This is a genomic window from Roseibium aggregatum IAM 12614 (genome assembly GCF_000168975.1).
GTDB lineage: Bacteria > Pseudomonadota > Alphaproteobacteria > Rhizobiales > Stappiaceae > Roseibium > Roseibium aggregatum.
In genome coordinates this window covers 150643-176527 of sequence record NZ_AAUW01000003.1, presented here as the reverse complement: position 1 = coordinate 176527, position 25885 = coordinate 150643, and the positions used below count along the sequence as shown (strand labels likewise).

Annotated in this window: 22 protein-coding genes; 12 read left to right on the top strand and 10 right to left on the bottom strand. The window is 60.4% G+C overall.

Going from position 1 to position 25885, the window contains the following annotated elements:
• Window positions 1–20: 20 nt before the first annotated feature.
• The 7 genes from SIAM614_RS05315 to flgF form a co-directional block, all read right to left on the bottom strand.
• Window positions 21–2003, bottom strand: coding sequence for a bifunctional 2',3'-cyclic-nucleotide 2'-phosphodiesterase/3'-nucleotidase (locus SIAM614_RS05315; RefSeq protein ID WP_040439313.1), 1983 nt, complete (start codon window positions 2001–2003; stop codon window positions 21–23).
• Between the two features lie 207 nt (window positions 2004–2210).
• Complete coding sequence (locus tag SIAM614_RS05310) at window positions 2211–3017, bottom strand: lytic murein transglycosylase (protein ID WP_006932680.1); 807 nt, start codon at window positions 3015–3017, stop codon at window positions 2211–2213.
• A 134-nt stretch (window positions 3018–3151) separates the two neighbouring features.
• Complete coding sequence (locus tag SIAM614_RS05305) at window positions 3152–3916, bottom strand: NAD(P)H-dependent oxidoreductase (protein ID WP_006932679.1); 765 nt, start codon at window positions 3914–3916, stop codon at window positions 3152–3154.
• Window positions 3917–4099: 183 nt separating this feature from the next.
• Entirely contained in the window at window positions 4100–4849 is a 750-nt protein-coding gene (gene flgH, locus SIAM614_RS05300; protein ID WP_006932678.1) for a flagellar basal body L-ring protein FlgH, read from the bottom strand.
• On the bottom strand, window positions 4850–5842 hold the full coding sequence (gene flgA, locus SIAM614_RS05295) for a flagellar basal body P-ring formation chaperone FlgA (RefSeq protein WP_040439310.1): 993 nt from the start codon (window positions 5840–5842) through the stop codon (window positions 4850–4852).
• A 20-nt stretch (window positions 5843–5862) separates the two neighbouring features.
• Window positions 5863–6645 carry a flagellar basal-body rod protein FlgG gene (flgG, locus tag SIAM614_RS05290; protein ID WP_006932676.1) on the bottom strand — a complete coding sequence of 261 codons (783 nt, stop codon included), beginning with the start codon at window positions 6643–6645 and terminating at the stop codon, window positions 5863–5865.
• 22 nt (window positions 6646–6667) lie between these two features.
• Window positions 6668–7408, bottom strand: coding sequence for a flagellar basal-body rod protein FlgF (gene flgF, locus SIAM614_RS05285; protein ID WP_040439309.1), 741 nt, complete (start codon window positions 7406–7408; stop codon window positions 6668–6670).
• 282 nt (window positions 7409–7690) lie between these two features.
• Here flgF and SIAM614_RS05280 point away from each other — a divergent pair, with 282 nt between their 5' ends.
• From SIAM614_RS05280 to SIAM614_RS05260, 5 genes are all read left to right on the top strand, one after another.
• On the top strand, window positions 7691–8203 hold the full coding sequence (locus SIAM614_RS05280; RefSeq protein ID WP_006932674.1) for a flagellar basal body-associated FliL family protein: 513 nt from the start codon (window positions 7691–7693) through the stop codon (window positions 8201–8203).
• Between the two features lie 50 nt (window positions 8204–8253).
• Window positions 8254–9450 carry a flagellar motor switch protein FliM gene (gene fliM, locus SIAM614_RS05275; protein WP_229597946.1) on the top strand — a complete coding sequence of 399 codons (1197 nt, stop codon included), beginning with the start codon at window positions 8254–8256 and terminating at the stop codon, window positions 9448–9450.
• Window positions 9447–10007: a DUF6468 domain-containing protein gene (locus SIAM614_RS05270; protein ID WP_006932664.1), complete on the top strand. Its 561-nt coding sequence runs from the start codon at window positions 9447–9449 to the stop codon at window positions 10005–10007. The genes fliM and SIAM614_RS05270 overlap by 4 nt, the downstream gene beginning before the upstream one ends.
• A complete protein-coding gene (locus SIAM614_RS05265; RefSeq protein ID WP_006932662.1) occupies window positions 10004–10735 on the top strand; it encodes a MotE family protein in 732 nt (243 codons plus the stop codon). The genes SIAM614_RS05270 and SIAM614_RS05265 overlap by 4 nt, the downstream gene beginning before the upstream one ends.
• A gap of 93 nt (window positions 10736–10828) precedes the next feature.
• The gene (locus SIAM614_RS05260) at window positions 10829–15130 is read left to right on the top strand and encodes a tetratricopeptide repeat protein (protein ID WP_208983900.1); all 4302 of its coding nucleotides are present in this window, start codon (window positions 10829–10831) and stop codon (window positions 15128–15130) included.
• A 231-nt stretch (window positions 15131–15361) separates the two neighbouring features.
• Here SIAM614_RS05260 and SIAM614_RS05255 read toward each other — a convergent pair whose 3' ends face one another.
• The 3 genes from SIAM614_RS05255 to SIAM614_RS05245 form a co-directional block, all read right to left on the bottom strand.
• Complete coding sequence (locus SIAM614_RS05255; RefSeq protein ID WP_006932659.1) at window positions 15362–16438, bottom strand: DUF2336 domain-containing protein; 1077 nt, start codon at window positions 16436–16438, stop codon at window positions 15362–15364.
• A 105-nt stretch (window positions 16439–16543) separates the two neighbouring features.
• Window positions 16544–17314 (bottom strand): flagellar type III secretion system pore protein FliP, encoded by a 771-nt coding sequence (fliP, locus tag SIAM614_RS05250; protein WP_050789324.1) that lies wholly within the window; start codon window positions 17312–17314, stop codon window positions 16544–16546.
• A complete protein-coding gene (locus tag SIAM614_RS05245; RefSeq protein ID WP_081455190.1) occupies window positions 17311–19224 on the bottom strand; it encodes a flagellar biosynthetic protein FliO in 1914 nt (637 codons plus the stop codon). Before SIAM614_RS05245 ends, fliP begins: the two co-directional genes overlap by 4 nt.
• A 423-nt stretch (window positions 19225–19647) precedes the next feature.
• Here SIAM614_RS05245 and flgB point away from each other — a divergent pair, with 423 nt between their 5' ends.
• The 7 genes from flgB (at window position 19648) to cckA (ending at window position 25723) form a co-directional block, all read left to right on the top strand.
• Entirely contained in the window at window positions 19648–20052 is a 405-nt protein-coding gene (gene flgB / locus SIAM614_RS05240; RefSeq protein WP_006932654.1) for a flagellar basal body rod protein FlgB, read from the top strand.
• 32 nt (window positions 20053–20084) lie between these two features.
• Window positions 20085–20495 (top strand): flagellar basal body rod protein FlgC, encoded by a 411-nt coding sequence (flgC, locus tag SIAM614_RS05235; RefSeq protein ID WP_006932653.1) that lies wholly within the window; start codon window positions 20085–20087, stop codon window positions 20493–20495.
• A 34-nt stretch (window positions 20496–20529) separates the two neighbouring features.
• The gene (locus SIAM614_RS05230) at window positions 20530–20850 is read left to right on the top strand and encodes a flagellar hook-basal body complex protein FliE (protein ID WP_006932651.1); all 321 of its coding nucleotides are present in this window, start codon (window positions 20530–20532) and stop codon (window positions 20848–20850) included.
• A 24-nt stretch (window positions 20851–20874) separates the two neighbouring features.
• Window positions 20875–21141: a flagellar biosynthesis protein FliQ gene (fliQ, locus tag SIAM614_RS05225; protein ID WP_006932649.1), complete on the top strand. Its 267-nt coding sequence runs from the start codon at window positions 20875–20877 to the stop codon at window positions 21139–21141.
• Window positions 21142–21154: 13 nt separating this feature from the next.
• The gene (gene fliR / locus SIAM614_RS05220; RefSeq protein WP_006932647.1) at window positions 21155–21928 is read left to right on the top strand and encodes a flagellar biosynthetic protein FliR; all 774 of its coding nucleotides are present in this window, start codon (window positions 21155–21157) and stop codon (window positions 21926–21928) included.
• A 9-nt stretch (window positions 21929–21937) separates the two neighbouring features.
• The gene (flhB, locus tag SIAM614_RS05215; RefSeq protein WP_006932645.1) at window positions 21938–23017 is read left to right on the top strand and encodes a flagellar biosynthesis protein FlhB; all 1080 of its coding nucleotides are present in this window, start codon (window positions 21938–21940) and stop codon (window positions 23015–23017) included.
• Between the two features lie 153 nt (window positions 23018–23170).
• A complete protein-coding gene (gene cckA / locus SIAM614_RS05210; RefSeq protein ID WP_040439307.1) occupies window positions 23171–25723 on the top strand; it encodes a cell cycle histidine kinase CckA in 2553 nt (850 codons plus the stop codon).
• Window positions 25724–25885: the final 162 nt, after the last annotated feature.

The following is a 25885-nucleotide window of genomic DNA, read 5'->3' as shown; positions in this document are numbered from 1 at the left end:
TTGTTAATAGGTGCTGACGTTCAAAGTGTGATCCGGTAACGGGCGAATCCGTCCGCGCCGTCGCCAGCCGGTTCAATCTTGACCCCTTCCACCGAGGCGGCGTGCTGCGTGCCGCCCGGGCCGGTTTCGAACAGAACGGTGGTATCCGGCATCGGTTTGAACGACCAGTTGGCGTCTGCCGACGGGTTGATGGTTCCCTGTTCGATGATGTAGCGCACCAGGACGTCTCGGTTGGTATCCGGGCCGACAAAGATGACGACATCGTCGTTGATGCCCGGGAAATTGCCGCCGCCACCTGCGCGGTAGTTGTTGGTGGCGACCACGAACGCGGCATCCGGGTCGATTGGTGAGCCGTCAAACTGCAGATTGACGATGCGGCTCGCGTCCGGATTGATCACTTCGCCTTTGGAGTCATATTTCGACGGCTGGCTCAGGTCGATCTGATAGGTGACGCCGTCGATCACGTCGAAATTATAGCTTGGAAACTCCGGGTTGATCAGCGCCTGGTCGGCTTTGCCCGGCTCGATTTCATGGAAAATTCCGGCAGAGCGCTCCAGCCATTCCTTGACCGTGCTGCCCTTGATGGCGACCGCGCGAACGGTGTTCGGATAAAGATAAAGATCGGCCACGTTCTTGATGGCGACATCACCGACGGGAACGTCGGTGTAATAGTCCGGGCCGCCCCGGCCGCCGGCTTTGAAGGGCGCAGCGGCGGAGAGCACTGGCAGCCCCTCCCATTCGGTGCCCTTCAGCATCTGTTCGATGTACCAGATCTGTGCCTTTGACACGATCTGGACACTCGGATCGTCCGCCACCAGGGCGAAATAGGAATGAAGCGGTGCGGATGTCTTGCCGACGGGCCGACGGACATAGGCAAGGGTTGCCTCGTGATCTTCCTTTACTGCGTCGAGCACATCCTGCTGGCTCTCCACCAGAGGCGTTACGGTGCGGCCATCCTTTTCGTAAATCGGGCGTGCTTCGGTCATGAAGTTGGCGACACGCCAGCCGTTGCCATCGCGCTCGATCATCAGGTCGATCACGCCCAGATGCGATCCCCAGAAACCGCCCATGGCGGCCGGTTTGCCGAACAAGGTGCCTTTTTCGCTGTCGACACCCGGCAGACCCTCATATTGCGGGCCCGGGAAAACCAGATGCTGGTGACCGGTAAAGACGGCATCGATGCCGTCGACAGCGGCAAGGTGCAGCGAGGCGTTTTCCATGCCTTCGGAGTAGTCGTTGGCGTCAATGCCTGAGTGGGAGAGGGCGATCACAAGGTCGCACCCCTGTTCGCGCATTTCCGGAACGAAGGCCCTGGCGGTTTCGACGATGTCGCGAGCATTGGCGTTGCCTTCCAGATGGCGGCGGTCCCAGTTCATGATCTGCGGCGGTACAAAGCCGATGAAGCCGATCTTGATCGGATAGGTCTTTCCCGCACCATCCGTGACCTGCTTTTCGACGATCACATAAGGTTTCAGAAACAGGGCGTCGTCCCGCGGATTGCCCGCGAGCGCGCTTCCCTTGACAAGGTTTGCACAGACAACCGGGAAATTGGCGCCGGCCAGCACCTTCATCATGAAGTCCAGGCCGTAGTTGAATTCGTGATTGCCGAGCGTCGCCGCGTCGAAATCCAGGACGTTCATGCCCTTGATGACGGGGTGGAGGTCGCCTTCGCGCATGCCGCGCTCGTAGGCGACATAGTCCCCCATCGGGTTGCCTTGCAGAAAGTCGCCATTGTCCACCAGTACCGAGTTTGTCGCCTCGTTCCGGATGTCGCGTATCAGCGTGGCGGTGCGTGCAAGTCCGGCGGTATCGACCGGTTTGTCGCTGTAGTAGTCGTAAGGGAATACATAGACGTGGAGATCGGTGGTCTCCATCAGGCGCAGGTGCGCCGTGCCTTCCTTGGCCAGAACGGAATAGGGGTGAAGCGCAGCGGTGAAGCCTGTTGCCGCCACACCCATCAGGAGCGTGCGCCGTGAAATCGAAAAGTCTTTGAGAGTGGACATCAGTTGGCTCCTGTTCGGCCGCTCAAGGGTTGGTGTCGATGTTGCCCGGCGTAACAGCGCATGGCAGACAGACAGCCGCCAGTGCCCGCCGCGCAGCAAGTGTCCGCCGCCAACGGTATTGGTCCGCAAGGGTTACACCCGTATGACGGAAATTGCTGCCCGGATCGGCAGTTTTGTCAAGCTGGATTGTGAGCGGTCAGCGCGGGCTCATTCGCTGATCTGGCCCGCCATGACCGAGATCGTTTCCACGTAGACGCTGGCCTTGTTCCATTGTTTGAGAACGTTGTAGTTGGCCGTGCCCGGGCCCCAGCCCTGGCCGCGCCGCCAGCCTTTCTGGGCCAGGTAGTTGGCGGTGGAGGCCAGCACATCCGGGATGGAGCGGATCAGGTCCTTGCGGCCATCCCGGTCATAGTCGACTGCGTAGCGGACATAACTGGTCGCGAGAAACTGGGTCTGGCCGAGTTCTCCGGCCCAGGCACCCTTCATTTCCGCCGGCTGCATGTCCCGACTTTGCACGATTGTCAGCGCGGCAATCAGTTCCGCGGTGAAGAAATCGGACCTGCGGCAATCATAAGCCAGCGTGGCAAGGGACTGAAGAACCGGCATGTTGCCGGAGAAGCTGCCGTAATTGGTTTCAAGACCCCAGATGGACAGAATGATAGGAGCTGGTACGCCGTATTTCTTTTCGATGCCCCGGAAGATGCGGGCGTAGGTCTTGCCGAGTTGCTTGCCACGCCGGATCATCGCGTTGTTGACCCGCTTGGCATAGAACTGGTTGAAGCTGAGCTTGAAGGATTTCTGGTTCCGGTCCAGCGAGACGACCTTCTTGCTGTATTTCACGTTCTTGAGAGACGATTCCACGACCCTTTGCTTGAGGCCGTAGCTTTGAGAATTTGCGATGAAAGCCTGTTTCCAGGCCTCAAAACCGCCCGGTCCGTTACCGCATGAGGCACTCCAGGCGGAGGGTGCGGACAAGAGAACAAACCCAAAGACGACTGCTGAAAGAAGGCGCATCGAAACCCCGTTGTGCCAATAAGAAGGTTGTCACCATTCTATCTGAAAAACCGCTAGCGTCATCCGCTAGATAGACGAAAATCGGCTCCGGCGGTGGACAAATCTAGCGCCGGTCTTTGCCTTACACCGGGAAATCAGGGCGTGTGCCGGATGAAATGGCTGTGAGAGGGCGCTCCGGGGTCAAGTGTGCCGGCGCTGTCGAAGTCGTTGTCGGCGTTGAATTCGATTTTCGGCAGAATTTCGAAACGGGCAATCGTTTCCCGGTGGCGATCGATCTCGTGTTGAAGGCGTGTTTCCAGGTCTTCCTTTGCCACCCCTTTGTGATAGCCGTGCACTCCGTGAACGACCCGGGGCACCAGTACGCTGAAACCCAGATAGCGCAGGGTGTAGGCCATCGGCCACAGCAGCAATTGAATGTCGCCTTCCTTGCCGTTATGGGCGCTTTCGCTCGCCTTGGAGCCGGTCGTGACGCAGAAAAGCACCGGCTTGCCCCTGAACTGGCCGGTGTCGAAACGGTTGGAGGTGTCGTGCAGGCCGCCGTTGGTCAGCACACGCTCGCACCAGCCTTTCAAAATTGCAGGCGGCGCGAACCACCAGACCGGAAAATGGAAAACGATCCGGTCCGCCTTGCGCAGCTTTTCGATTTCGTCGGCAACAATTTCAGGAAGGTTTCCGGTTCTGGAGGCGGCTTCCTGGGTTTTCAGGACGTCGTAGGGATCGGTAACGATGTCCGCTGCGTAGTGTTCTGCCCGCTCCGCCGGATCGAAACCGAGCTGGTAGAGGTCGGACCAAAGCACGTCGTCACCTTCGGCCCGGCAAGCGGCCTCGGTTGCGCGTGCCCAGGCGGCGTTGAAGGAGGTTTGCGCAGGATGGGCGAGAACAATGAGGGTGGTGGTCACGTGGTTGGACTTTCCGGAAAGGGCAACAAATCACGCAAGGGTTCTAACCGGTCTTTTCCGGTGTGGAAATGAGAACGGGCACGATGCTCGGGGAGCGAGACATCGTGCCCGTCATCAGCCGGTCCTGAGGCGCTTCTAGAACACGCCGCAGGTTTCGGCCGGGGGACTGAGAAAGGTTGGGGATCAGAACGGCAGCAGGATATCCAGGACCTGGTTGCCGACCCGGGGTTGTTGAACGTCGGTAATCTGGCCGCGGCCGCCATACCCGATCCGCGCTTCGGCGATTTGTTCGCTGGCGATGCGGTTGTCGGACGTGATGTCTTCAGGCCTGACGATACCGGCGACGATCAGTTCGCGGACTTCGAAGTTCACGCGCACTTCCTGCCGGCCTTCGATCACCATGTTGCCGTTCGGCAGAACCTGGGTCACCACGGCGGCGACTGTGGTCTGCAGGGTTTCGTTGCGGTCCACACTGCCGTCGCCGGAGAAGCTGGAGTCGCTGTTGACGTTGGCCAGATCGCTGGCGGCAGAACTTGCCGGCAGGAAGATGGTGTCGATCGCCGTGCCAAGAGCGCCACCGACGCCGGCGCCGCTGGATTCGCTGCGTTTACGCTCCGTCTTGTTCTCGATCTCGGCCTGATCGTCGATGGTGACGACAACGGTCAGGATGTCGCCAACCTGGCTGGCGCGCTGATCCTTGAAGAAGGCACGGCTGCCGGACTGCCACAGCGAGTTGGGATTGTAATGGGCCTGCTGCGGTTCGGGCATCGGCATCTGCACTGGCCGGTAGCCCGGAGTGGTGGTCGGATCCTGAATCGCGTTCAGGGCGGGTTGCTGGCCGACGTTCGCCAGTTTGTCGGCGGTGCCGCACCCTGCAGCGAGGGTGGAAAGGGCGATGCTTGCCAGCAGGTGTCTGGGAAAGGTGCTCAGCATTTAATTTTTCTCGCTGTTCAAGCTTGCGACAATCGGATTGGCGGCGTGAACGCGTACCTGGCCGCGGGAGGTAATCGTCGCCGGCACGATGCGCCGTGATTGCAGGTTCATGACATCGATCACGTCGCCCTTGGCGCCGCTATCCATGGCCTGGGCTCGCGAGGTCAGTTTCATGCCCGGCATGACGTAGGTCACCGTGATCTTCTCACCACGCTCGATCAGGATCGGGCGCTGAACGTCGTTGCGGGAGAGGGGGGCATTTGCGCGCAAGGTGGTGCGGGCCTGCTTGCCGACGATGTCTTCCACCTCGGTGAGGGCGCCTGCAGGGACCTTGGTGCGGGCTTCGCGAATGATGTTCAGGTCTTCTTCCCGGACGATGTCGCCACGGCGCACGGGCTGCACCAGAACCAGCACATCGACCATTTCGGTGGCAACGCCTGTCAGGATCAGCGGTTCCGTGCCGACTTCGACCGCCACGGTTGCCTGGATCGTGAAGCGGCCGTTCGACTGGTTCCACTCAACGCGGTCGATCCGGATCGGGTCGTGGACCTTGGGGTCGGCGAGAACCTCATCAGGTGCCTGCATCAGGCGGATGTCCAGGCGCTCGGTGTCGATGCCGGCATTGCGTTCCGCCAGGGCCTTGCGGGCAAGACCTGCGAGCTGGTCATGGTTCAGTCGTGTTGCGCCCCGATAGACGACGACTGTTCTCAGTCCGTCGGTGCCTGCGGTTTCCAGTCCGGCCGCGCGGGCCCGCTCGGCGACGACATCCGCTGGCACATTGCCGGAAGTCCCCATGTCAGGAGACCGGAACAGCGGTTTGGAAGCCAGCATTCCGGCATTGGAGTAGAAGTCGCCAACGGTCACGATGTCCGACAGGGTCATGACCTGCGACCGCAGGACCGGTTTTTCGCCCGCCGTTTCACTCGCCTGGGCCGGCAGGGCGAGGAAGCCCGCCAGCAACAGTCCGGATGCAGCTTTCAGCAGATGTCTCATCATCGTCTCAAGCCTCGGTCTTAGCGGAGGTTCGTGGTGGTGGAATACATCTCGTCGGCGGCCTGGATGATCTGTGAGTTCATCTCGTAGGCGCGCTGGGCGGAAATCAGATCGGCGATTTCCGTGACTGCATCCACGTTGGCCATTTCCAGAAAGTACTGCTGCACCGTGCCGTAGCTCTCGTCGCCCGGATTGCTGGTTTCCGGTGCGCCACTGGCGTCCGTCTCCAGGTAGAGGTTGTCGCCGATGGCTTCGAGACCGGCCTTGTTGACGAAGCGGGCAAGCTGGATCTGGCCAAGCTGCACCGTGTTGCCGGCCTGGTCGACGCCCTGAACGACACCGGTGTTTGAAATGGTGACGTCCTTCACCGTCTGCGGAATGGTGATGCCCGGATTGACGGAATAGCCGTCGATGGTCACGAGCTGTCCGTTGGCATCGCGTTCGAACGAGCCGTCGCGGGTGTAGGCCGTCGTTCCGTCCGGCATGTCGATCTGGAAGAAGCCTTCACCGCGGATGGCAAGATCCAGTTCCTTGCCGGTCTGTTCCAGGGAACCCTGGGACATGATACGGCCGGTGGCTGCGATCTTGACGCCGGAGCCGATCTGGATACCGGTCGGGACGATGGTGCCGGAATCGGACGTTTCCGTGCCCATGCGCCGGAGGTTCTGGTAGAGCAGGTCCTGGAAGTCGGCGCGCTGCTTCTTGAAGCCCGTCGTCCGCATGTTGGCGACGTTGTTCGAGATGACTTCGACGTTCAGTTCCTGGGCCTTCATGCCAGTTGCGGCAATATGAAGTGCTTTCATGGTAGTGATCCCTTAAAGGCTCTTAGGCCTGCAGCTTGCCGAGGGTGGAGATCGCCTGCTGGCGCAACTCATCCAGGTCTTTCACGATTTTGGCAGTGGAGTCGTAGGCGCGCGTCACTTCGATGAGGCGCGTGACTTCCGTGATGCCGTAGACGTTTGACCCTTCGACGGCGCCCTGGACCATTCGGACTTCCTGGGCCGGTATCGGGTCCTCACCCTTGAACATTGTGTTGCCGATCTTCTCCAGGGTCCGCGGATCCTCGAAATCGACGACCTTGATGCGGCCGCGAATGCCCAGACGTGTTGAAATCGTGCCGTCCTGTGCGATCTCAACACGGCCGTCCTCGGCGTTGAAGGAGATCGGGCCCTGGTCTGTCATGACCGGACTTCCATCTGCCGAGATCAACTGGCCGGTCGAGTCGAGTCGGAACGCGCCGCTGCGCGTGTAGGCTTCGGTGCCATCGGGCATCTGCACAGCGAAAAAACCGTCGCTGTTGAGGGACAGGTCGAATTCATTACCCGTCATCTTGATCGGACCATGCGTGAAGTCGGTCCGTGTCGTGAACATGTCGACGTAGGAAATGGCGCGGTCCTGCGGCTCAAAAGCCGAGCCGTCTGCCACTGGCATGACGTATTCCGCAAAATGCAGATTCTGCGATTTGAACCCGGATGTATTGATGTTCGCCATGTTGTTGGCGATCACATCCAGATGGTTCCGCAGGATCGATTGCCTTGATAAGGCAACTAGTTGAGCGTTCTCCATAGTGAACGGTTCCCTTCGTGCTCCCCGAGTAAGCCGGCCGATCTCCCCAGATCCGCTGGCTCGTTAAGGTTAATGCACGAGGCGTGCCAGTTTTTAAATCCTTGGGAAATCTGGGTAAAAATCAAATGGGGCGGGTGCATGCGGCAAGAGATTCCGGCAGAAGTTAACCACTTGGCAATTTTTGCCCGGTGACTCGCGTTAATGGCTCGGTAACCATTCGTTAACCATTAACTCTTTAGTAATAAATAAGCGCGCGCGAGCGCCTGCAGATCGGAGTGCGGAATGACGGATGAAAATGCCGCAGCCGGAGAAGACGGCGAGGATGGAGCTGAAGCTGGTGGCGGTGGCCGCAAGAAGAAGCTGATCCTGTTCGGCGGCATCGGTCTGGTGGTTCTGCTGGCTGCAGGCGGGGCGGGCTATTACTTCCTGATGGGGTCGAGCGCACCTGCGCCGGTTCCAGGAGATGCCGAGTCGCCGCAGGAAGTGCAAAAACCGGTGGTCTTCTACGACCTGCCGGAAATGACGGTGAATTTGGCGACGGAAGGGCGTACGACCTATCTGAAGGTCCGGATTGCCCTCGAAGTCGAGAACCGCGCAATGATCGACCAGATCCAGCCGTATCTGCCGCGGATCCTGGATGCGTTTCAGATCTATCTGCGCGAGCTTCGCCCCGCGGACCTGGAAGGGTCTGCCGGTTTGTTCCGCCTGAAGGAAGAATTGCTCAGACGGATCAATCTGTCGGTCTATCCGGCGAGAGTTGAAGGGGTGCTGTTCAAGGAAATCCTTGTCCAGTGACTTTATAGATGGCTGATATCGACGACGATGATGACCTGTCCGAAGAGGACATGGCCGATGCCTGGGGAGCCGCTCTTGCAGAGCAGGGCGCCGGCAGTGACGACGACGAAGATCTCGCCGCGGCGTGGGGTGCTGCTCTAGAGGAGCAGGGCGCTGGCAGTTCCGACGACATGGCGGCCCAGTGGGCGGCCATGATCGACGACAGCGAGCCGGATCTGGAAAACGCCACGCGCGGTGCCGACCGTGTCCTGAACCAGGAAGAAATCGACAACCTCCTCGGCTTCAACATCGAGGACACGATTGCGGGCGACCAGAGCGGCATCCGCGCGCTGATCAACTCGGCGATGGTCTCCTACGAGCGTCTGCCGATGCTCGAAATCGTGTTCGACCGTCTGGTGCGTCTGACGACCACTTCCTTGCGCAACTTCACGTCCGACAACGTGGAAGTATCGCTCGATTCCATCAGCTCGGTCCGGTTCGGCGATTACCTGAACTCCATTCCGCTGCCGGCCATCCTGGGGGTCTTCAAGGCCGAGGAATGGGACGGTTTCGGCCTGATTACCGTCGAGTCCAGCCTGATCTATTCGATCATCGACGTGCTTCTGGGCGGCGGGCGCGGCACCTCGGCAGTGCGTGTCGAAGGCCGGCCCTACACCACGATCGAAACCGGTCTGGTCCAGCAGATGGTGGCGCTGATCCTTCAGGACGCCGAGCACGCCTTCGCCCCCTTGTCCCCGGTTCACTTCAACCTGGAACGTCTGGAAACGAACCCGCGCTTTGCCGCGATCTCCCGGCCCGCCAACGCCGCTATTCTCGTCGAACTCAGAATCGACATGGAAGACCGGGGCGGGTCCGTTGAAATCATGATGCCCTATGCAACGCTGGAGCCGATCCGCGATCTGCTGCTGCAAATGTTCATGGGGGAAAAATTCGGCCGGGACCCGATCTGGGAAGGCCACCTTGCGACCGAAATTCACGCCGCCGAAGTCGAGGTCGATGCCGTACTTTATGAGACTTACCTGCCGCTCGGGCGGGTGCTCAGCCTGGATGTCGGTCAGACGCTTGTCTTCGACAAGGAGCCGACCGACCCGGTGATGATCAAATGCGGAAACATTCCACTGACCGAGGGAACGCTCGGTAAAGTGGACGATTCCATTGCCATCCGCGTCGCAAAGAACTTGCGCAAGCCAAAAATGACGCTGGCCGCCTTCGAACGCGCCATGCAAAGCGAAATGGGGGACCAATGAGCGCATTGCCACTCGGAATGATCATTGAAGGACTGGTTGCGGTTCTTCTGGTGATCACCATCGGCTACTGCTTCACACTGAACAGCCGCCTGCAGCGGTTGCGAGCCGATGAAGAGGTGCTTCGGGCAACCATTTCGGAGCTGATGACGGCAACGGAAATTGCCGAGCGCGCCATTCTCGGCCTCAAGACAACCGCTGCGGAAGCCGACAAGACCCTCGGGAGCCGTCTTAAGCAAGCGGAAACCATGTCTCACACTCTTGCCGAACAAGTCGGCGAAGGTGAGTTAGTATTCGCCAGGATATCGCAGATTGCGGAGGCCGCCCGTTCGGCCGCACCGCAAAGGGAAGCGGTGACGAGAAGCGATCCCTATGCGGCTGCGCCGCAACCGGAACCGCAACAACAATACGCGCATCAGGCTGCGGGCTACGGCCAGGCAGCTCCGGCAGTCGAGCCGGAGCGCCGCAGAAGCAGCCGGGCTTCCGACATCCGCAGTGCTGCGGCGGAAGCGACAGCGCGGCTGGAACAATTCCGTAAAAGGAACGGTGCTGCTGCATGAATGTAAGACTGCTGCCTTTGTTGGGGATTTCGGCAAGCGCCCTGCTGGCCCTGAAGCTGCTTGGCTTCGCACTGGGCCCACAGAGCAGCAACCTGCCCATCAACGGCGCAGTCGCTCAGGAAACGCCGGGGGACGGCAGCGGCGACGCGGCAGAGCCAACTGCGGAGATGGCCGCGGATGGTCCGCCGCCGCCACCACCGCCGCCTGGTGGAGGGGGCGATGAGCCGGTTTTGCCGGACAGTCTTGAAATCGGTGGCTCGGCCGCCGAACGCGCGGTTCTGGAGAGCCTCGGCAGGCGGCGTGAAACGCTGCAGGAGCATGAAGGCCAGCTCGACCTGCGCGAAAAGCTGTTGCAGGCCACCGAAGAGCGCATCCAGAAGCGGGTCAACGAGCTGAAAAAGCTTGAGGAGCGTATCGAGGCTGCGGTCGGACAGAAGCAGGAGAAGGAAGAAAGCGAGATCGCCGGCCTGGTGACCATGTATGAGAGCATGAAGCCAAAGGATGCCGCGCGGATCTTCAACCGGCTGAGCCTGCCGGTCCTGCTGAAGGTGGTGCGTCAGATGAAACCTCGCAAGATGGCGGATATCCTCGGGAAAATGGATCCCGAAGCGGCCGAACGCCTGACCGTGGCAATCGCCAGCGCCTCGCCAATTCCCGCCGAGGACGCAAAACCGGTGCAGGCACAGGCGCAGGTGCCGGAGACGCTGCCGAAAATTCCGTCAAACTGACCGGAAAGGCGGGATTCCCGCGTATCGCGTAAGGGCACGTTAACAAGACCTGACTAACAATAGTGTGTTGGCGTCATCCGAGGACAGAACATCTTGCCAGGACCTTTCCTGACATCCCAGACCGGCGGAACTCCCGCGTTTGCGGGCGGGGTGCGTGTTTTCGCGCATCTGCTGGCTGCCATCTGGCTTGGTCTTGTCTGTCTGACCGGGGCCGCCCTGGCCCAATCCGAAAATCTGGAACCGGTTGATCTGAGCGTTTCCCAGGAAGAGGGCTATGGCCGTATCGTCCTGACGTTCAAGGACCGCACCCTGCTGCCGATCTATGACGCGGTCATCACCGGCGGGGTCTTGCGGATCTCGTTCGAAGATCCGATCGACATCAATGTCGATGACGTTCCGCTGGATCTCGGCAATTATGTCACCATTGCCCGCCGCGATCCGGACGGCAGCGCCATCCGGTTTGCGCTGAAGAACCAGTTTCAGATCAATACGCTGGAAGCCGGTGAAAAGCTGTTTGTCGATATCCTGCCGCTGGACTGGCAGGGCTTGCCGCCGGGGCTTCCCGACGATGTCGTTCGCGATCTTGCCAAGCGCGCCGAAGAGGCGATGCGCAAGGTTCGTGCGCTTGAGCAGGCGCGGCTGAAGGCGCAGGAAGGCCCCGAAGTTACCCTCCATGTGGGCGAACACCCGACCTTCACCCGTCTGGTGTTCGACTGGTCGATCAAGTTCGATACTGCATTCGTGCGTGAAAACGACATCATCAAGGTGACGTTCAATCATCCGGCACAGCTCGACATTGCCCATTTGCGCGCGCATCTGCCCCAGGGCGTGATCGACGCGACGTCCTTCCTGGACCAGGGCAAGCTGAAATTCCTGATGCGTGTCGAGCCGTCCGTCGACATCCGGGCGTTCCGCGAGGAGCAGACCTACGTCATCGACGTGACGCCGGAGAACATGGAAGTCAACGATCCGGCAAATGCGCTGATCAACAAGGAACTGTCCGTCGAGGACAATGAAAACCGCAAGAACATGATTACCGCGCCGGGCCTGCGGGACACGCGTGAGGTGAAGGATCCGCGCGGAAACCCGCGGACTGAGGCTGCCTCGTCAACGGGTGGCGGGGCGTTGAAGGAATCAAGGGCCGATGAATCTCCGGCCTATCTCGTGGTTCCTCTGGGAAGCAGCAAGACGGACGAAGGCGCACAGGCTCCGCAAGCGCCGCAGCCGACACCTGGCGAAGTTCCAGGCCCGTCTGCATCGCTTCAGGCCGAGCCGGATCCGGAAGCTGGCCGGGCGGAAGGTCCGGTTCAAACACAGCTAGCCATGGTTCCGCGAGCCAAGCCGCTTTCGCAGGATGATGCGCCACCGGGACCAGGTGACGGGACCAAGATCGCAGCCGCAGGTGTTGACGACCTCCCGACCGCTTCGGCGGTCGAAACGCTTCCTGCACCAGAGCTTGCAGCCGCAGTACTGCCGGCCTCTTCCGAGGGGGTCGTGGAGGGGCTGACGACAGCCACCATTCCTGCAACGGCACCGGCAACGGCGCCCTCTGGCGAAACCGGGGCTGCGAACCCGTCCGGAGATAGCCCGATTATTGTTGCCCAGGCTACTGATCCCGGTGCGTTGCCGCTGAACGAAGTGCTTCCGCAAGATGGCGAAATCGTCCGGGAGGCCCCGATGCTGGACCTCTCGACCCAGCAGATCAACGATCAGCAACAGGAAGCTCCGCCCGAGAACAACGGTATTCCGACCTTGCAGCCGGTTGAGACAATCAACCGTGGCAGCCAGCCGAATGCGCCTTATGGCGCGGCGCCGGTTCAGATCCTCAACTCGCCGACACTCGGCGGCAGTGAAGTTCCAGCCGGAATACAGCTGCCCGGCCAGCAACAGTCCGCGCCGGAAACCTGGCGTGCCAGCGGCGGGCAGGACCTGAAAGAGCGTCCGTCGCCGGAACAGCCGCCGGAAAATTTCGCTGAAGAAGTTCGCAATTTCGTTTCCGCCGAAGCCCGGCGCATCGGCAATACGGTCCGGGTGGTGTTTCCGTTCTCCGAGCCGGTTTCCAGTGCGGTGTTTCGCCGTAACGACAGCATCTGGCTGATTTTCGATACCGATGCCACGATCGACACCAGAGGGATGGTATCGGCGTTGGCCGAAACGGCGGAAACCATCGAGGTTCAGCAATTCGACGATTACCAGATCCTGCGCATGGATATGACCGATCCGGTGCTGGCCACCGTCGGGGTCGACGGGAATGCCTGGTCGCTTGTGATCGGCGATCTGATCCTGGAGCCGTCCATTCCGCTGCAACTGGAACGGAACGTGCGGGGCGACGGCGGCTCCGTGCTGCGCGTGCTCTATCAGAATCCGCAGAACATCCGGCAGGTGACCGACCCGTTCGTGGGCGACACGATTTCACTCGTCACCGGGTTCGGTCCGCCGCGCGGTCTGTTGAAACCTCAGACGTTTGTCGATCTGGATGCGCTTAGTTCCGCGCAAGGCATCGCTGTCGTGCCGAAGTCCGATGGTCTGAAGATGAAGATCATCGGTGATGACGTGATCATCGAAAAGGAAGGCGGTCTTGCGCTCTCCAGCCAGCACCTGCGCGGCGGGACCGGGTCGGGCAGCACGATCGTCGATCCGGAGGACGGCAACTTCATCGAATTCGTTTCCCTGAGCACGGAAGGGCCGGGCGCTTACCGCACTCGCCTGCAGGAGCTTCAGGACAAGCTGGCGAAGTCTCCGGCAGGCAAGCGGCGCAAGCCGCTGATGGCACTGTCGCGGTTCTATCTGGCACATCAGTTCGCTCAGGAAGCGCTGGGGTTGATGAAGCTTGCGCTGGAGGAAGAACCAGCCCTTGCCGAAGACAGCTCCTTCAATCTCATGATGGGAGCTGCCCAGACCCTGGCAAACAGGCCCGACATCGCGTTTGCTCATTTGAACCGGCCGGACCTGAAGAACAGTCCTGATGCCGCAGTCTGGCAGACGATTGTCGATGTGAAGCTGGGCAACTGGACATCCGCGCGCATTGCAATGCCAAGAGGGCGGGCCGTGGTCGGCAACTATCCTCCGGCGATCCAGACCGAATTCAAGCTTGCCGCCGCCCAGGCCATGGTTGAGGTCAATGATTTTGGCGTTGCCAACGGCATGCTGGCGGAGATCGAGCCTGCCGAAGTGACGCGGACGCAGGCTGCCCGCTACGATATCCTGCGGGGCCGCGTTGCCGATGCTTCCGGCCGGTCGCAGGAAGCGCTGACCGTGTTCGACCTCGTGACCAAGTCCGACGACCGGCCGCGCGCGGCTGAAGCGGAATACCGGGCCCTCCGGATCCGCTATCGGGACGGCGAACTTACCATTGATGAGGCCATCGACCAGCTTGCAGGGCTGGCAACGTCCTGGCGCGGCGATGAAATCGAATTGAAGACCCTGCGGTTCCTGGCGCAGCTCTATGCTGAACAGGGCCAGTACCGCGAAGCCTTCGAAGCCATGAAGTCTGCTGTTCAGGCCGAGCCAGACGCGGACACCACACGGTTGCTGCAGGAAGAAATGAACGGCCTTTTCAATGCGCTGTTCCTGGACGGCAAGGCGGATGAAATGCCGCCGGTGAAGGCGCTGGCTCTCTTCTATGATTTCCGGGAACTGGTGCCGATCGGCCGTCAGGGCGACGAGATGGTCCGCCTTCTGGCCAAGAGACTGGTGGAAGTCGATCTGCTGGACCAGGCCACGGAACTTTTACGCCATCAGGTCGATAACCGGCTGAAAGGCGCTGCCCGAGCGCAGATCGCCGCGGATCTGGCCGCGATCTATCTGATGGACCGCAAGGCCGAAGAAGCCCTGCGCGTGCTCAACCGGACGCGGCAGGCAAGCTTGCCCTCGACACTCGAGCGTCAGCGCAACATCGTTGAAGCCCGCGCGCTGACCGAAAGCGGACGCCCCGATCTTGCGCTGGAACTGGTTCGCAACATGCGCGGGTCCGACGTCGACCGGCTGCGGGCGGATACGTTCTGGGCAGCCGAAAGCTGGCGGGACGCGGGTGAGCAACTGGAAGCCATGCACGGCTCACGCTGGTCCGACAACATCCCGCTGGACGATCTGGAACGCCGGGACATCCTGCGGGCGGCGATCGCCTATTCCCTTGCGGGCGACCAGCTCAGCCTGGAGCGGCTGCAGACGAAATACATGAGCAAGATGTCCGACAGCCCGGAGGCCACGTCCTTCGAGGTCGTCACGCGGCCTATCGAAGCGCAGGGCGTCGAGTTTCTCGAGGTTGCCAACCGGCTGGCCGACATCGATTCCCTGGAAACCTTCCTGAAGGAATATCGGCGCCAGTACATGTCGCCTGACCGCAGCCCGGATCAGTCTGCGGCTGCTCCGGTTACGGACGAAACGGCTGGCTGACGCGATCGCCTGATAGACGCGGATATGTTTCAGGCTGCGCCCGTCGTCGGGTTGTGGTCGGGCAATTTCCGGCCAGATCTTGCATCACAAGGGGCTACTGTCGTTTCCAGACAGGCACCTTCTCGCAACGAGACGCAGCCGCAGACGATGGGCTGATTGCCTTTCGCGCAGCCTAATCACCTGTGGTGAGCACAGCGGGCAAGGAACATCTTCAGGGAAGTTGAGCCTGGGTCAGGTGGCTGCTTTCAGCAGCGCCTGGGACGGCGGCTGGCCAGGATTCTGGCGCGGTTTCTTGAGTTCGGACTTGTAGCGCATGACGAGTTCGGGAATGGAGCGGGTGCTCCGGTCCAGCCACTCGCAGCGCGCCTTCAGGAAATCGCGATAGGTCTTTTCGTGGATGCCCGTCTGCAGCATCAGGCGCATGATCGCACCGTCTGCATCGGACTTCAGCGTGTCGGAAACAACCTCGTCGGCGAGGTTGATCTTGCGGCTGATCAGCCAGATGGCCGCATCAAGACGGCCTTCTTCGAACAGTGTCCGCAGAATTGCATCGAAGGAGAGTTCCCCGTTGGCAATCTGGATGCTGGCCTCGTGGCGCGAGTAGGTGACGCCGTCGAGATCGATGCTGCCATCGTGCCGCTCTTCGATGGTTTTCGCCAGGCGCTGAAGTTCGCCGGTTTCCAGTGCCTTCTTGAGGGGAGGAGGGATCAGCGGACAGTTGCTTTCCAGAATATCCATCTGTGTTTGCAGAAACTCTTCGTCCTCCATTGCGCGTCTTGCGATGCCGGCGAGCACGTCGGCTTCGGTGTTCGCGAAGATCAGGAGAGCCAGCGTGCCGCGGACGGAAAAAGGGGCCTCCATATTGTGGAGGAGCTCGTGCACCACATCGCGGCTGGCCCGCGCGATCATGGTGTCGGTCATCTCTTCGGAGAGATCAGACCTCCTCGCGGCTGACTTGCGCTTTTCGTTGCCGCCGCTTTTCGCGATCTGCATGAGGCCGTTCTGGCTGATCATCGGCGAGCATTCGATCACCGGCTCAGACAGTTCATAGTCTTCCTGTGCAAGCCTGTCCGCAAGATCCGGGATGATGCGGTCGGTCTTTGCAAGGCGTACCACGAGTTCGTAACGTGCGGCGCGGTCGAGCTGGTCGAAGACCGAAAGAACAATATGCGAGAACAGTTCCCGCTCCATCTCGGTCGGCTCGTGTTCTTCCGAACGCGCATATTCACCGACGAGGGTGCGGATGAGCTTTGATCTCGCCTCCGGCTCTTTGATCCGGGCGAGCTGTTCTAACTGTTCTCTTAACACTGTCCTGCCGATATAAACGATGGGGCACAGATGTGGCCCGCACGGCTGTAACTATTACAGTCCTATCTTAATTTTCTTCTACTTTTAACGACTTGGCTTGCTGCTTCAGCCGCCGCCAAAGCTTTTCACCAGAGAGCCGGCAACGAGGTTCCAGCCGTCGACGAGTACGAAGAAGATCAGCTTGAACGGAAGAGAGATTACCACCGGCGGCAACATCATCATACCCATGGACATCAAAACAGATGCAATCACGAGGTCGATGATCAGAAACGGCAGGTAGAGCAGGAAGCCGATTTCAAAGGCGCGCCGCAATTCCGAAATCATGAAAGCCGGAACCAGCGTGGCCATGGAGAGATCTTCCGGACTTTCCGGCGCTTCCTCTGCTCCGGAAAGTTCCTCAAACAGGGCGAGGTCCTTTTCGCGGACCTGGGACAGCATGAACGTGCGGAACGGATCGGAGGCGCGTTCGAAGGCCTGCTCCAGTTCAATGTCCCCATCGATGAGCGGCTGAACGCCGGCATCGTAGGAGGCCTGCAGTGTCGGCATCATGATGAAGGCCGACAGGAACAGCGCAAGGCTGACCATGACCATGTTGGGCGGAGCCGTCTGCAGTCCGATTGCGGACCGCAGCAGCGACAAAACCACCACGATACGGGTAAAGCTGGTCACCATGACGAGAATAGACGGCGCCAGCGACAGGACGGTCAGAAGGATGACCATCTGGACGGCGCGTTCCGTCAAGGTGGTGTCTTCGCCGAAACCGACCGAAATTTCCTGCGCCGCAGCCGGGCCAACCAGAACCGCAAGCAGTGCGGTCAATATAAGCAACAAGCGGACAAGGCCGCTTGGGCGCCGGAGCGATTGGAAGCGTATCATCCGTTTGACTGTCCACCCAGTTCGTCCAGGATCTTCGCCATTTCTTCCTCGATGGGGTTTCTGTCGCCAAGTCCGGCCGATGGCCTGACCGGAGCCTTCACCGGGGGAGCGGAGGTCATCACTGGAGTGCTGGAAACCGGCGCGGCCGGTGCAACCGTCGCGGCGGACGTTACGGTTGCCGTCGCGGTTTTTTCCTGGGAGTCTTCACTCGTTTCGGCAAATGGTTCTTCGGACTGCGGCTCTGGCGTGCCGGCGGTTTCCGCCTGTGCCTGCGCTTGCACCGATGCCGGAGCGGGTTCCGGGCTCTGTGCCGGAGCTGGGGCGGAAGGTTCCGGAACATCTTCCAGAAGATCGCCGATATCCAGGGTTATCTCCCTGGACGGGCCATCCCCCTCGGCAGATTGAGCCTCGCTCGAAGCGCCGCTTTCAACGGTTGGAGCAGCGGTCTGGGCCGTGTCTTCCTCTTTGTCCGTGCTGGCTTCGACAGCCTCGGCTTCTTCCGTCAGCGAAAGCGCGTCGGATGCCTGCTGTTCAGATGCCGTTTGGTCATTCGCGTCTGCTGGTTCTTCCTGCTGCGGCGCAGCGAAAGCCGATTGGTCTGGCGTCGGCGTATTTTCCTCAGAAGGGGCTTTGTTTTCCTCTGCAAGCTGAGGGCTTGCGACTGCCACCGTGGCTGCTGCAAGCACCGGCTCCACCTTGTGGTCCGTCTGGAGCGGTTCAACAGGCTTTAAGAGTGCGGTCTTGGCGCGCGCGGCCGGGCCCGATGCCGGCGGTGAAATGGTGCCGCCATAGGACGGACGGTCCCGGGCAGTAAAGGGACGCGCAAGAGATTTCAGTGTGGAAGCGGCCCTGCTTTCCTGTGGCGCGGAGGCGGCCGAGACGGCAGGGCGCACTTCAGGAGCTTTTGCCGTTGTTGCGGCCGGTTCGCTTGGCTGGATGTCTGTCTCCAGAGTCGCGGTGATATCAACCTTTGGCTCACTGGCACTTTGAGGCGCCTGAACCTCCTGAACCGGAGGAACGGGTTCGGCTGCTTTCGGCATTGCCCTGTTGAAGCCGTTCTGGGTCGCGGCGCGCAAGAGGTCGCTCGCGCGGCTCAACCCTCCACCTACCGCCGGGCTGGCTGCCGGACTGGCTTTGGGCGCGGCCGGCTGTTGAGCGGAGGAAGGGGCGGCGGCTGCGGGGGCCGGAGCAGGAGCGGTCTCCACTGCACGCGCTGCCATCGGCCGGGCAACCGTGGGTTCAGCGTAACTGCGCGTCGGTGCTGCCGGAGGCGTGGTCGGGCTGGGGGCAGAAGGTGTGACGGTTGCGGGGGCCGCCGCGGCCGGTGCCTTGTAGGCAGGTGCCACGGGCGTTGAAGGCTGTGCCGGGGCAGGTGCCGGAGAAAAGGATGCGGCTGGCTGCGGTGCTGGCGTGGCAGGTTGCGGTGCCGGTTCGGGAGACTGTACAGGCGTGCGGGCCTGAACGGCGGGAGCTGCGGCTTCTTCGTCCGGGAGAAGTTCGTCCGGCCGCGCCGGAATTTCCGGTCCGGGTGCGAGTGCGGCCTTCACCGGCATTGCCATGCCGGAGGGCGCCGGGGCGTGGTGCCCGGTCCGGGCCTGGGTCAGGGGCGTGTTGCGGATGATGTTCTGTTCCACAACCACGTCGCTCGGCCCGCCGACCAGGATGAGATGTTCTATGTTGTCCCGGCGAATGAGCAGCAGCCGGCGACGGGCATCGACCGTGGCACTGTCCATGATGGCGATCCGGGGCTGCCGGTTGCGGCTTTGCGGGGCACTGGCGCCCATCAGGCGCTTCAGAATGAAAATGAAAAGGCCGAACAGCAGCAGCACGACGGCCAATGCCAGGATAACTGCGATTGCCTGCGTGATGCCCCCGCTCACGTTAAATGTGGTCTCAATCCAATTGTACATCTTATCCTCGTGCCGCCCCGCTTGCGGTTTGATCGCGTTTGCCGGTTACTCCGGTTTTTGGCCTCAATTGGGGAGGTTGGCCTTTATCCCCAGTAATTCCGGCTGTTGCGCCGGTGCAGGCTCCTATGCCGCAAACCTCTCGGCTTTTTCGTGTTTCCTGGTGGCGGCGAGTGTGTTTTGCCCCGTCGCCACTGGTTCGGCTGCTTGCTGATACACTTCGAATCTCTCTAGGACTTGAAGTTAACAGAAGCAGGCAAATTTTGCCTGTCGGCGGTGCCGCTCTTTTTGCGAAATGCAAAGGAATGTTGCCTCCTCCACTGGTTTTTGAAGGGTTCTGGTCGCAAGTGGTAAACGGCTGTTAACTTTTCATTAACTATTTGAGCGGCAATCATTGCCGAGTTGGTTAACGAATGGTGAATCGGAATGGCCATAACGGATCTGCCGCTGTTCCAGGCATTGAAGTCCAAGATGCAGTGGCACCAGACGAGACAGAGCGTGCTGGCACAGAACATCGCCAATGCCGATACGCCCGGTTACATGGCGCGGGATGTGAAGGAGTACTCTTTCAAGGACCACATTGGCCGGCAGTCGCTGAACCTGTCGACGGATACGACTGCATCCGGCCATATCCGCGGCAGCCTGGGCGCGACCGATAAGGCAAAGATCGAGGAAGACGACACCTTCGAAGTCACACCAAGCGGCAACAGCGTCAATCTGGAAGAGCAGATGATGCACATTACCGAGAACCAGATGGACTATCAGGCCGCAACGACGCTTTACACCAAGGGACTGGGTCTGATCCGTACGGCACTTTCCAAAAGTGTATGAGGCAAGGCAGCACAAGCTAAAGGACCGATAACATGGACCTGATCAAATCCCTGTTCATCTCGGCAAGCGGGCTGAGAGCGCAGAACGGGCGCATGCGCATCATCGCGGAGAACATCGCGAATGCGAACTCCACCGCGAAGACCCCGGAAGAACTGCCGTACCGGCGCAAGATTCCGACCTTCAAGAGCCATTTCGACAGGGAAATGGGGGCGGATATGGTCGAGTTGGGCAAGATCGCCGAAGACAACACGGATTTCCGTTCGGTGCTGATGCCTGGCCATCCGGCAGCCGATGCCAACGGGTACGTGCTTCAGCCCAACGTCAATACCCTGATCGAAACGACGGACATGCGCGAGGCGCAGCGGTCCTATGAAGCCAATCTGAACGTCATCGATTCCACGCGGAAGATGCTGCAGAGAACCATCGATATCCTGCGCGCCTGAGCGGCAGTCCTAATCCGGGAAGGGAGCCAAAGTCATGTCTACTCCGTCGATCGCAAATAACGCCTATCAGATGGCCGCCAAGCTGCAGCAGCAGGCACGGGCGATCGAGGACAAGGCAGGCGCTCCCGAAGTTGCCGGTCTCGATTTCGGTGCGTTGGTGAATGAGGCTGTCGGCGGCGTTGTCGACAAGGGCCGCGTGGCCGATGACAAGGCTGTCGGCCTTGTCGAGGGCAAGGCGGATGTGGTCGACGTGGTCACCGCCATCGCCGAAACGGAAGTTGCCCTGGAAACGATGGTCGCCGTGCGCGACAGGGTGATTTCCGCCTATGAGGAAATCATGCGGATGCCGATCTGATATGAAGAGGCATGGGGGCCTGTCATGACCGGTGGTGAAGTTCTCGATCTCGCCCGGGAAGGCGTTTGGACCATGATCCTGGTGGCAGGCCCAGTCATGATTGTCGGCCTTCTGGTGGGCGTCGTTATCGCCCTGTTCCAGGCGCTGACGCAGATCCAGGAAATGACGCTGGTTTTCGTGCCCAAGATCCTTGCGATCTTCGTGACAATCCTGATTTCGCTGCCCTTCATGAGCCAGGTTCTGGAGGCCTTCATGAGCAGGGTTGCCGAAATGATCCTGACCACCGGTTAGGACGTGGCCCTTCATGACCATTCAGCTCGATTATCTGCCGAACGTCGCTACAATCTTCATGCTGATGTTCGCGCGTCTGGGCACGATGGTCATGCTGCTGCCGGCCCTTGGCGAAAGCACGATCCCGACCCGGTTCCGGCTGACAATTGCCCTGGCGCTGACCATGGTTCTTTATCCCGTCGGGTCGCAGTATTATCCGGTCGAGGTGACGTCAAACACCTACCGGATGATTGCGCTTCTGTTCGGGGAAGTCGCCATAGGCCTTGGGATCGGTCTGTGCGCCAAGATGATCACTTCCGTTCTGCAGATCGCAGGCATGATCATGGCCAACCAGTCCGGCCTTGCTTTCGCGCTTGGCACCGATTTCGCCAACCAGGGCCAGCAGGGGGCGCTGTTCGGCAACTTCCTGTCGATCCTCGGCATCACGCTCGTTTTCGTCAGCGACAGCCATTACCTTGTAATTGCCGCGCTCCACGACAGTTTCATGATCTTTCCACCGGGACTGGCGCCGCCTGTGGGCGACTTTTCCCAGAACGCGACGGAAACAGTCGCACACGTGTTTTCCATAGCGGTGCGCATGAGCGCGCCTTTTCTGGTTGTCGGTCTCGTTTTCTATTTTGGCCTTGGCCTGCTCAACAAGCTGATGCCGCAGATGCAGATCTTCTTTATCGCCATGCCCGTGAATATCGCGATCGGGCTGTTCATGCTCATGGTGCTGATCACGACCCTGATGATGTTCTATCTGGACCATTTTCAGGAAGCGCTCGGCAAGTTCATCGTGGGGTAGCGCTGCGCAATGGCAGACGATAGCGACGACTCTGAAAAAACAGAGGACCCCACGCACAAGCGCCTGAAAGAGGCGCATGACAAGGGGGACGTACCGAAATCTCAGGAAGTCAGCACCTGGTTCACCTTGGCCGGGGCGACGCTGATGATTGCGATTTTCGCGCCCAGCACCGCCGTGTCGCTGGGGGAGATGATGAAAGGCTACCTGGAGCACGCGCACCAGATCGCAGTGGACGGTTATGCGCTCAAGGCCTTGTGGCGGGACACCGGTCAGTCGGTTGCCCTTATTGTCGGCATTCCGCTTCTGGCGCTGGTGATCATGGCCGTGGCGGGCAATCTTGTGCAGCACCAGCCACTGCTGACAGCGGAGACGATCAAGCCGAAACTGTCCAAGGTCTCGCCGGCATCTGGCTTCAAACGCCTGTTCTCATCCGAGAGCCTGGTGAACTTCGCCAAAGGCATGATCAAGATTTCGGTGGTCGGCGCCATCATGGTGGCCGTGATGTGGCCGCACCGCGACGAAGCGGAAGTGATGGTCTTTGCCGATACGAACATCATTCTGGAGGAAGCCAGGATCCTGATCCTGCAGCTTCTGTCTGCCGTTCTGGCGGTGATGACGGTCGTTGCAGGAGCCGACTTCATCTACCAGCGCAACAAATGGTTCAACAAGCAGAAGATGTCGCTGCGCGAGGTCAAGGAAGAATACAAGCAGACGGAAGGCGATCCGCAGATCAAGGGCAAGATCCGTCAGCTGCGCATGGAACGCTCGCGCAAGCGCATGATGTCTGCCGTGCCGCAGGCAACGGTGGTGGTAACGAACCCGACGCACTATGCTGTGGCGCTGAAATACGAAGAGGGCATGGGCGCGCCGCTCTGCCTTGCCAAGGGAACGGACGCAATCGCGCTTAAAATTCGGGAAATTGCCAAGGAAAGCGATATTCCGGTCGTCGAAAATCCGCCCCTTGCACGCGCGCTTTATGCGACGGTCGAAATCGACCAGGAAGTACCAGAGGAACACTACAAGGCGGTTGCCGAAGTCATCGGCTTCGTCTTCCGCATGCGCAAGCGCGCATCCTGGCGCTCCAACTAAGTTGCTCTCAAGGAAAGCGGTCTGAAAAAGTCCGCTGCAAACAGGTGAATTTCAACAGGACTTGGTCGCATATCAGTTGAAATCGGTTATTAAGCACAGAATGCTTATGAACGGCCCCTTCAAGAACCGAATCGGGCCCGGGAGACAGGATTGATGAGTGACATGGACGGGGCACCGAGCGGGCCAATGATCAGCCGCCCGGAACGTTCCGGGAATATAGGCCTTCTCATAGGTCTCGCACTGCTGCTCGTCGGCGCTGCTGCTGCCTTTGCTGTCATGGATCGCGAAGTGGCGCAGCCGTTCATTCTTGCGCTGCTCGGTATCCTGGCCGTTGTGGGTGTTTTCTGCCTGTTTGCCGGAGCCATCGGGTTTCTGCGTCTGTCTGCCCGCCCGGGTGAAGCCAACCCGCTGGCGTCCGCTTTTGTCGATACGCTTGAGGACGGGGCTCTCATTACCGATCTGGACGGCCGGCTCGTCTATGCCAACAAGGCCTATGCGGATCTGACCGGCGCTGAAACCGCCGCCGACATCCGTGTGGTCGAGCGCGTGTTTTCGTCCGATCCGGATGCCGCCGACGCCATTTTCCGCCTCTCCCAGGCCATGCGCGACAGCCGCAGGGCACAGGAAGAAATCCGCATGCCGTTCCCGCTTGGCCGGGCAGACGGCGCGGCGCGCTGGTACCGGGTGTCGGTACGGCCGCTGCAAGTGCCCAAGGAGCGCGGTGGCGGCAAGCCCATGGCGGTCTGGCAACTGGCCGACATCACCCGCGACCGGGCGGAACAGGAAAACTCGTTCCAGGAACTGCAGCGCGTCATCAATTTCCTGGATCATGCACCGGCCGGCTTCTTCTCGTGCGATGCGGAAGGGCGCATCGTTTATCTGAACGCAACGCTTGCCGACTGGCTCGGTTACGATCTTGCCCAGTTCGATGCGGGCGACCTCGACCTTTCGAGCATTGTGCGCGGCGACGGTACCGAGCTGATCCGCTCCATCAAGGGACAGGCGGGAGAGGTCAAGAGCGAAACCTTCGATCTCGACTTTGTCACCCGCAACGGCCGCGGTCTGCCGGTGCGCCTGCTTCACCGCGTTCCCTTCGGCGAGAACGGCCAGCCGGGCGACAGCCGCACGCTGGTGCTCAACAGATCGCGCGGCGAGGAAGCCTCCGAGGCACTGCGGGCGGCGGAGGTTCGCTTTGCCCGTTTCTTCAACAACACGCCGATTGCCATTGCCTCGCTCGACAAGGAAGGCCGGGTTCTGAGAACCAATGCGCCGTTCCTGAAACTGTTCGGCGCGGTCGATACGGATGACGAATCCCCCAAGCTGGAGGCCTATGTGGCCGAGAGCGGGCGCCAGGAACTGGCGAAGTCTCTGCAGGCAGCGGCCAACGGGATCGGCGAGATCGCGCCCATCGACATTCCGCTGGTCGAGGGCAACGATCCGCGCTCCGCGACCTTCTATGTCTCCGCCGTACAGGAGGGCGAGGGCGACGGAGAAGCGGCCATCGTCTACGCGCTGGAAACCACCCAGCAGCGAGCGCTGGAAGCCCAGTTTGCCCAGAGCCAGAAGATGCAGGCCATCGGTCAGCTTGCCGGCGGTGTCGCACATGATTTCAACAACGTCCTGACCGCCATCATCGGCTTCTCGGATCTGCTGCTGGCCAGCCACCGGCCGACCGATCCGTCCTTCCAGGACATCATGAACATCAAGCAGAATGCCAACCGCGCCGCCGGCCTCGTGCGGCAGCTCCTGGCTTTCTCGCGCCGTCAGACCCTGCGTCCGCAGCAACTGGAGCTGAATGACGTTCTGGCGGATCTCTCCATCCTGCTCGACCGCCTGCTGGGCGAGAAGGTGGAGCTGAAGGTCATCCATGGCCGCGATCTGTGGCCGGTAATGGCGGATCTCAACCAGCTTGAGCAGGTGATCGTCAACCTGGCGGTCAACGCGGGCGATGCAATGTCCGACGGTGGCCGTCTCACCATCCGCACGCGCAACGTCAGCGAAGCGGAAAGCACTCAGTTCGAGAACATCCGGGGTATGCCTCCGGGCGAATATACCCTCGTCGAGGTGGACGACACCGGCCATGGCATTCCGCCGGACGTGATGGAAAAGATCTTCGACCCGTTCTTCTCCACCAAGGAAGTGGGCAAGGGCACGGGCCTTGGCCTGTCGACGGTTTACGGCATCGTCAAACAGACGGGCGGGTTCATCTTCTGTACCTCCGAAGTCGATGTCGGCACCACGTTCCGCCTGTTCCTGCCGCGCCACATCCCGAAGGTGGTGGAAAAGAAAAAGCCGGAGCCGAAGGAAAGCGAACCGGAAAAGGTCAAGGATCTGACCGGCTCGGCGTCTATTCTGCTTGTCGAGGACGAAGAGGCCGTGCGTGCCTTCGGCGCCCGCGCACTCGCTTCACGCGGCTACACGGTCTACGAGGCGGGCTCGGGCAACGAGGCGCTGGAGGTCATGGAAGAGACCGGCGGCAAGATCGATCTGGTGGTCTCCGATGTGGTCATGCCGGAAATGGACGGACCGACGCTCTTGGTCGAGCTGCGCAAGACCCGCCCGGATCTGAAAATCATCTTCGTTTCCGGTTACGCCGAGGACGCCTTCGAGGAAAACCTGCCTCCGGGCGAACAGTTCTTCTTCCTGCCCAAGCCGTTCACGCTGAAGCAGCTTGCTACGACCGTGAAGGATGTCTTGAACGGATAGAAAATGCTTTAGCCGAATCCGGGGCTGGCCTTTTCATGATCCCCGTAGCCAGAGGCGCGCTTGAATTTCTCGAAGGACCTGAAACCTTGTCAGGCGCAAGCGGTCAATCCTTCGAGATGGACCTGACGATCCTCCTCTGGGTCGGATTGCGAGTCAGCGAAG

Excerpts from the sequence above, each read along its gene's own strand:
- SIAM614_RS05315 (WP_040439313.1), bottom strand. The coding sequence starts at position 2,003 with ATGTCCACTCTCAAAGACTTTTCGATTTCACGGCGCACGCTCCTGATG.
- SIAM614_RS05310 (WP_006932680.1), bottom strand. The coding sequence starts at position 3,017 with ATGCGCCTTCTTTCAGCAGTCGTCTTTGGGTTTGTTCTCTTGTCCGCA.
- flgH (WP_006932678.1), bottom strand. The coding sequence starts at position 4,849 with ATGCTGAGCACCTTTCCCAGACACCTGCTGGCAAGCATCGCCCTTTCC.
- flgA (WP_040439310.1), bottom strand. The coding sequence starts at position 5,842 with ATGAGACATCTGCTGAAAGCTGCATCCGGACTGTTGCTGGCGGGCTTC.
- flgG (WP_006932676.1), bottom strand. The coding sequence starts at position 6,645 with ATGAAAGCACTTCATATTGCCGCAACTGGCATGAAGGCCCAGGAACTG.
- flgF (WP_040439309.1), bottom strand. The coding sequence starts at position 7,408 with ATGGAGAACGCTCAACTAGTTGCCTTATCAAGGCAATCGATCCTGCGG.
- SIAM614_RS05280 (WP_006932674.1), top strand. The coding sequence starts at position 7,691 with ATGACGGATGAAAATGCCGCAGCCGGAGAAGACGGCGAGGATGGAGCT.
- fliM (WP_229597946.1), top strand. The coding sequence starts at position 8,254 with ATGGCCGATGCCTGGGGAGCCGCTCTTGCAGAGCAGGGCGCCGGCAGT.
- SIAM614_RS05270 (WP_006932664.1), top strand. The coding sequence starts at position 9,447 with ATGAGCGCATTGCCACTCGGAATGATCATTGAAGGACTGGTTGCGGTT.
- SIAM614_RS05265 (WP_006932662.1), top strand. The coding sequence starts at position 10,004 with ATGAATGTAAGACTGCTGCCTTTGTTGGGGATTTCGGCAAGCGCCCTG.
- fliP (WP_050789324.1), bottom strand. The coding sequence starts at position 17,314 with ATGATACGCTTCCAATCGCTCCGGCGCCCAAGCGGCCTTGTCCGCTTG.
- SIAM614_RS05245 (WP_081455190.1), bottom strand. The coding sequence starts at position 19,224 with ATGTACAATTGGATTGAGACCACATTTAACGTGAGCGGGGGCATCACG.
- flgB (WP_006932654.1), top strand. The coding sequence starts at position 19,648 with ATGGCCATAACGGATCTGCCGCTGTTCCAGGCATTGAAGTCCAAGATG.
- flgC (WP_006932653.1), top strand. The coding sequence starts at position 20,085 with ATGGACCTGATCAAATCCCTGTTCATCTCGGCAAGCGGGCTGAGAGCG.
- SIAM614_RS05230 (WP_006932651.1), top strand. The coding sequence starts at position 20,530 with ATGTCTACTCCGTCGATCGCAAATAACGCCTATCAGATGGCCGCCAAG.
- fliQ (WP_006932649.1), top strand. The coding sequence starts at position 20,875 with ATGACCGGTGGTGAAGTTCTCGATCTCGCCCGGGAAGGCGTTTGGACC.
- fliR (WP_006932647.1), top strand. The coding sequence starts at position 21,155 with ATGACCATTCAGCTCGATTATCTGCCGAACGTCGCTACAATCTTCATG.
- flhB (WP_006932645.1), top strand. The coding sequence starts at position 21,938 with ATGGCAGACGATAGCGACGACTCTGAAAAAACAGAGGACCCCACGCAC.
- cckA (WP_040439307.1), top strand. The coding sequence starts at position 23,171 with ATGAGTGACATGGACGGGGCACCGAGCGGGCCAATGATCAGCCGCCCG.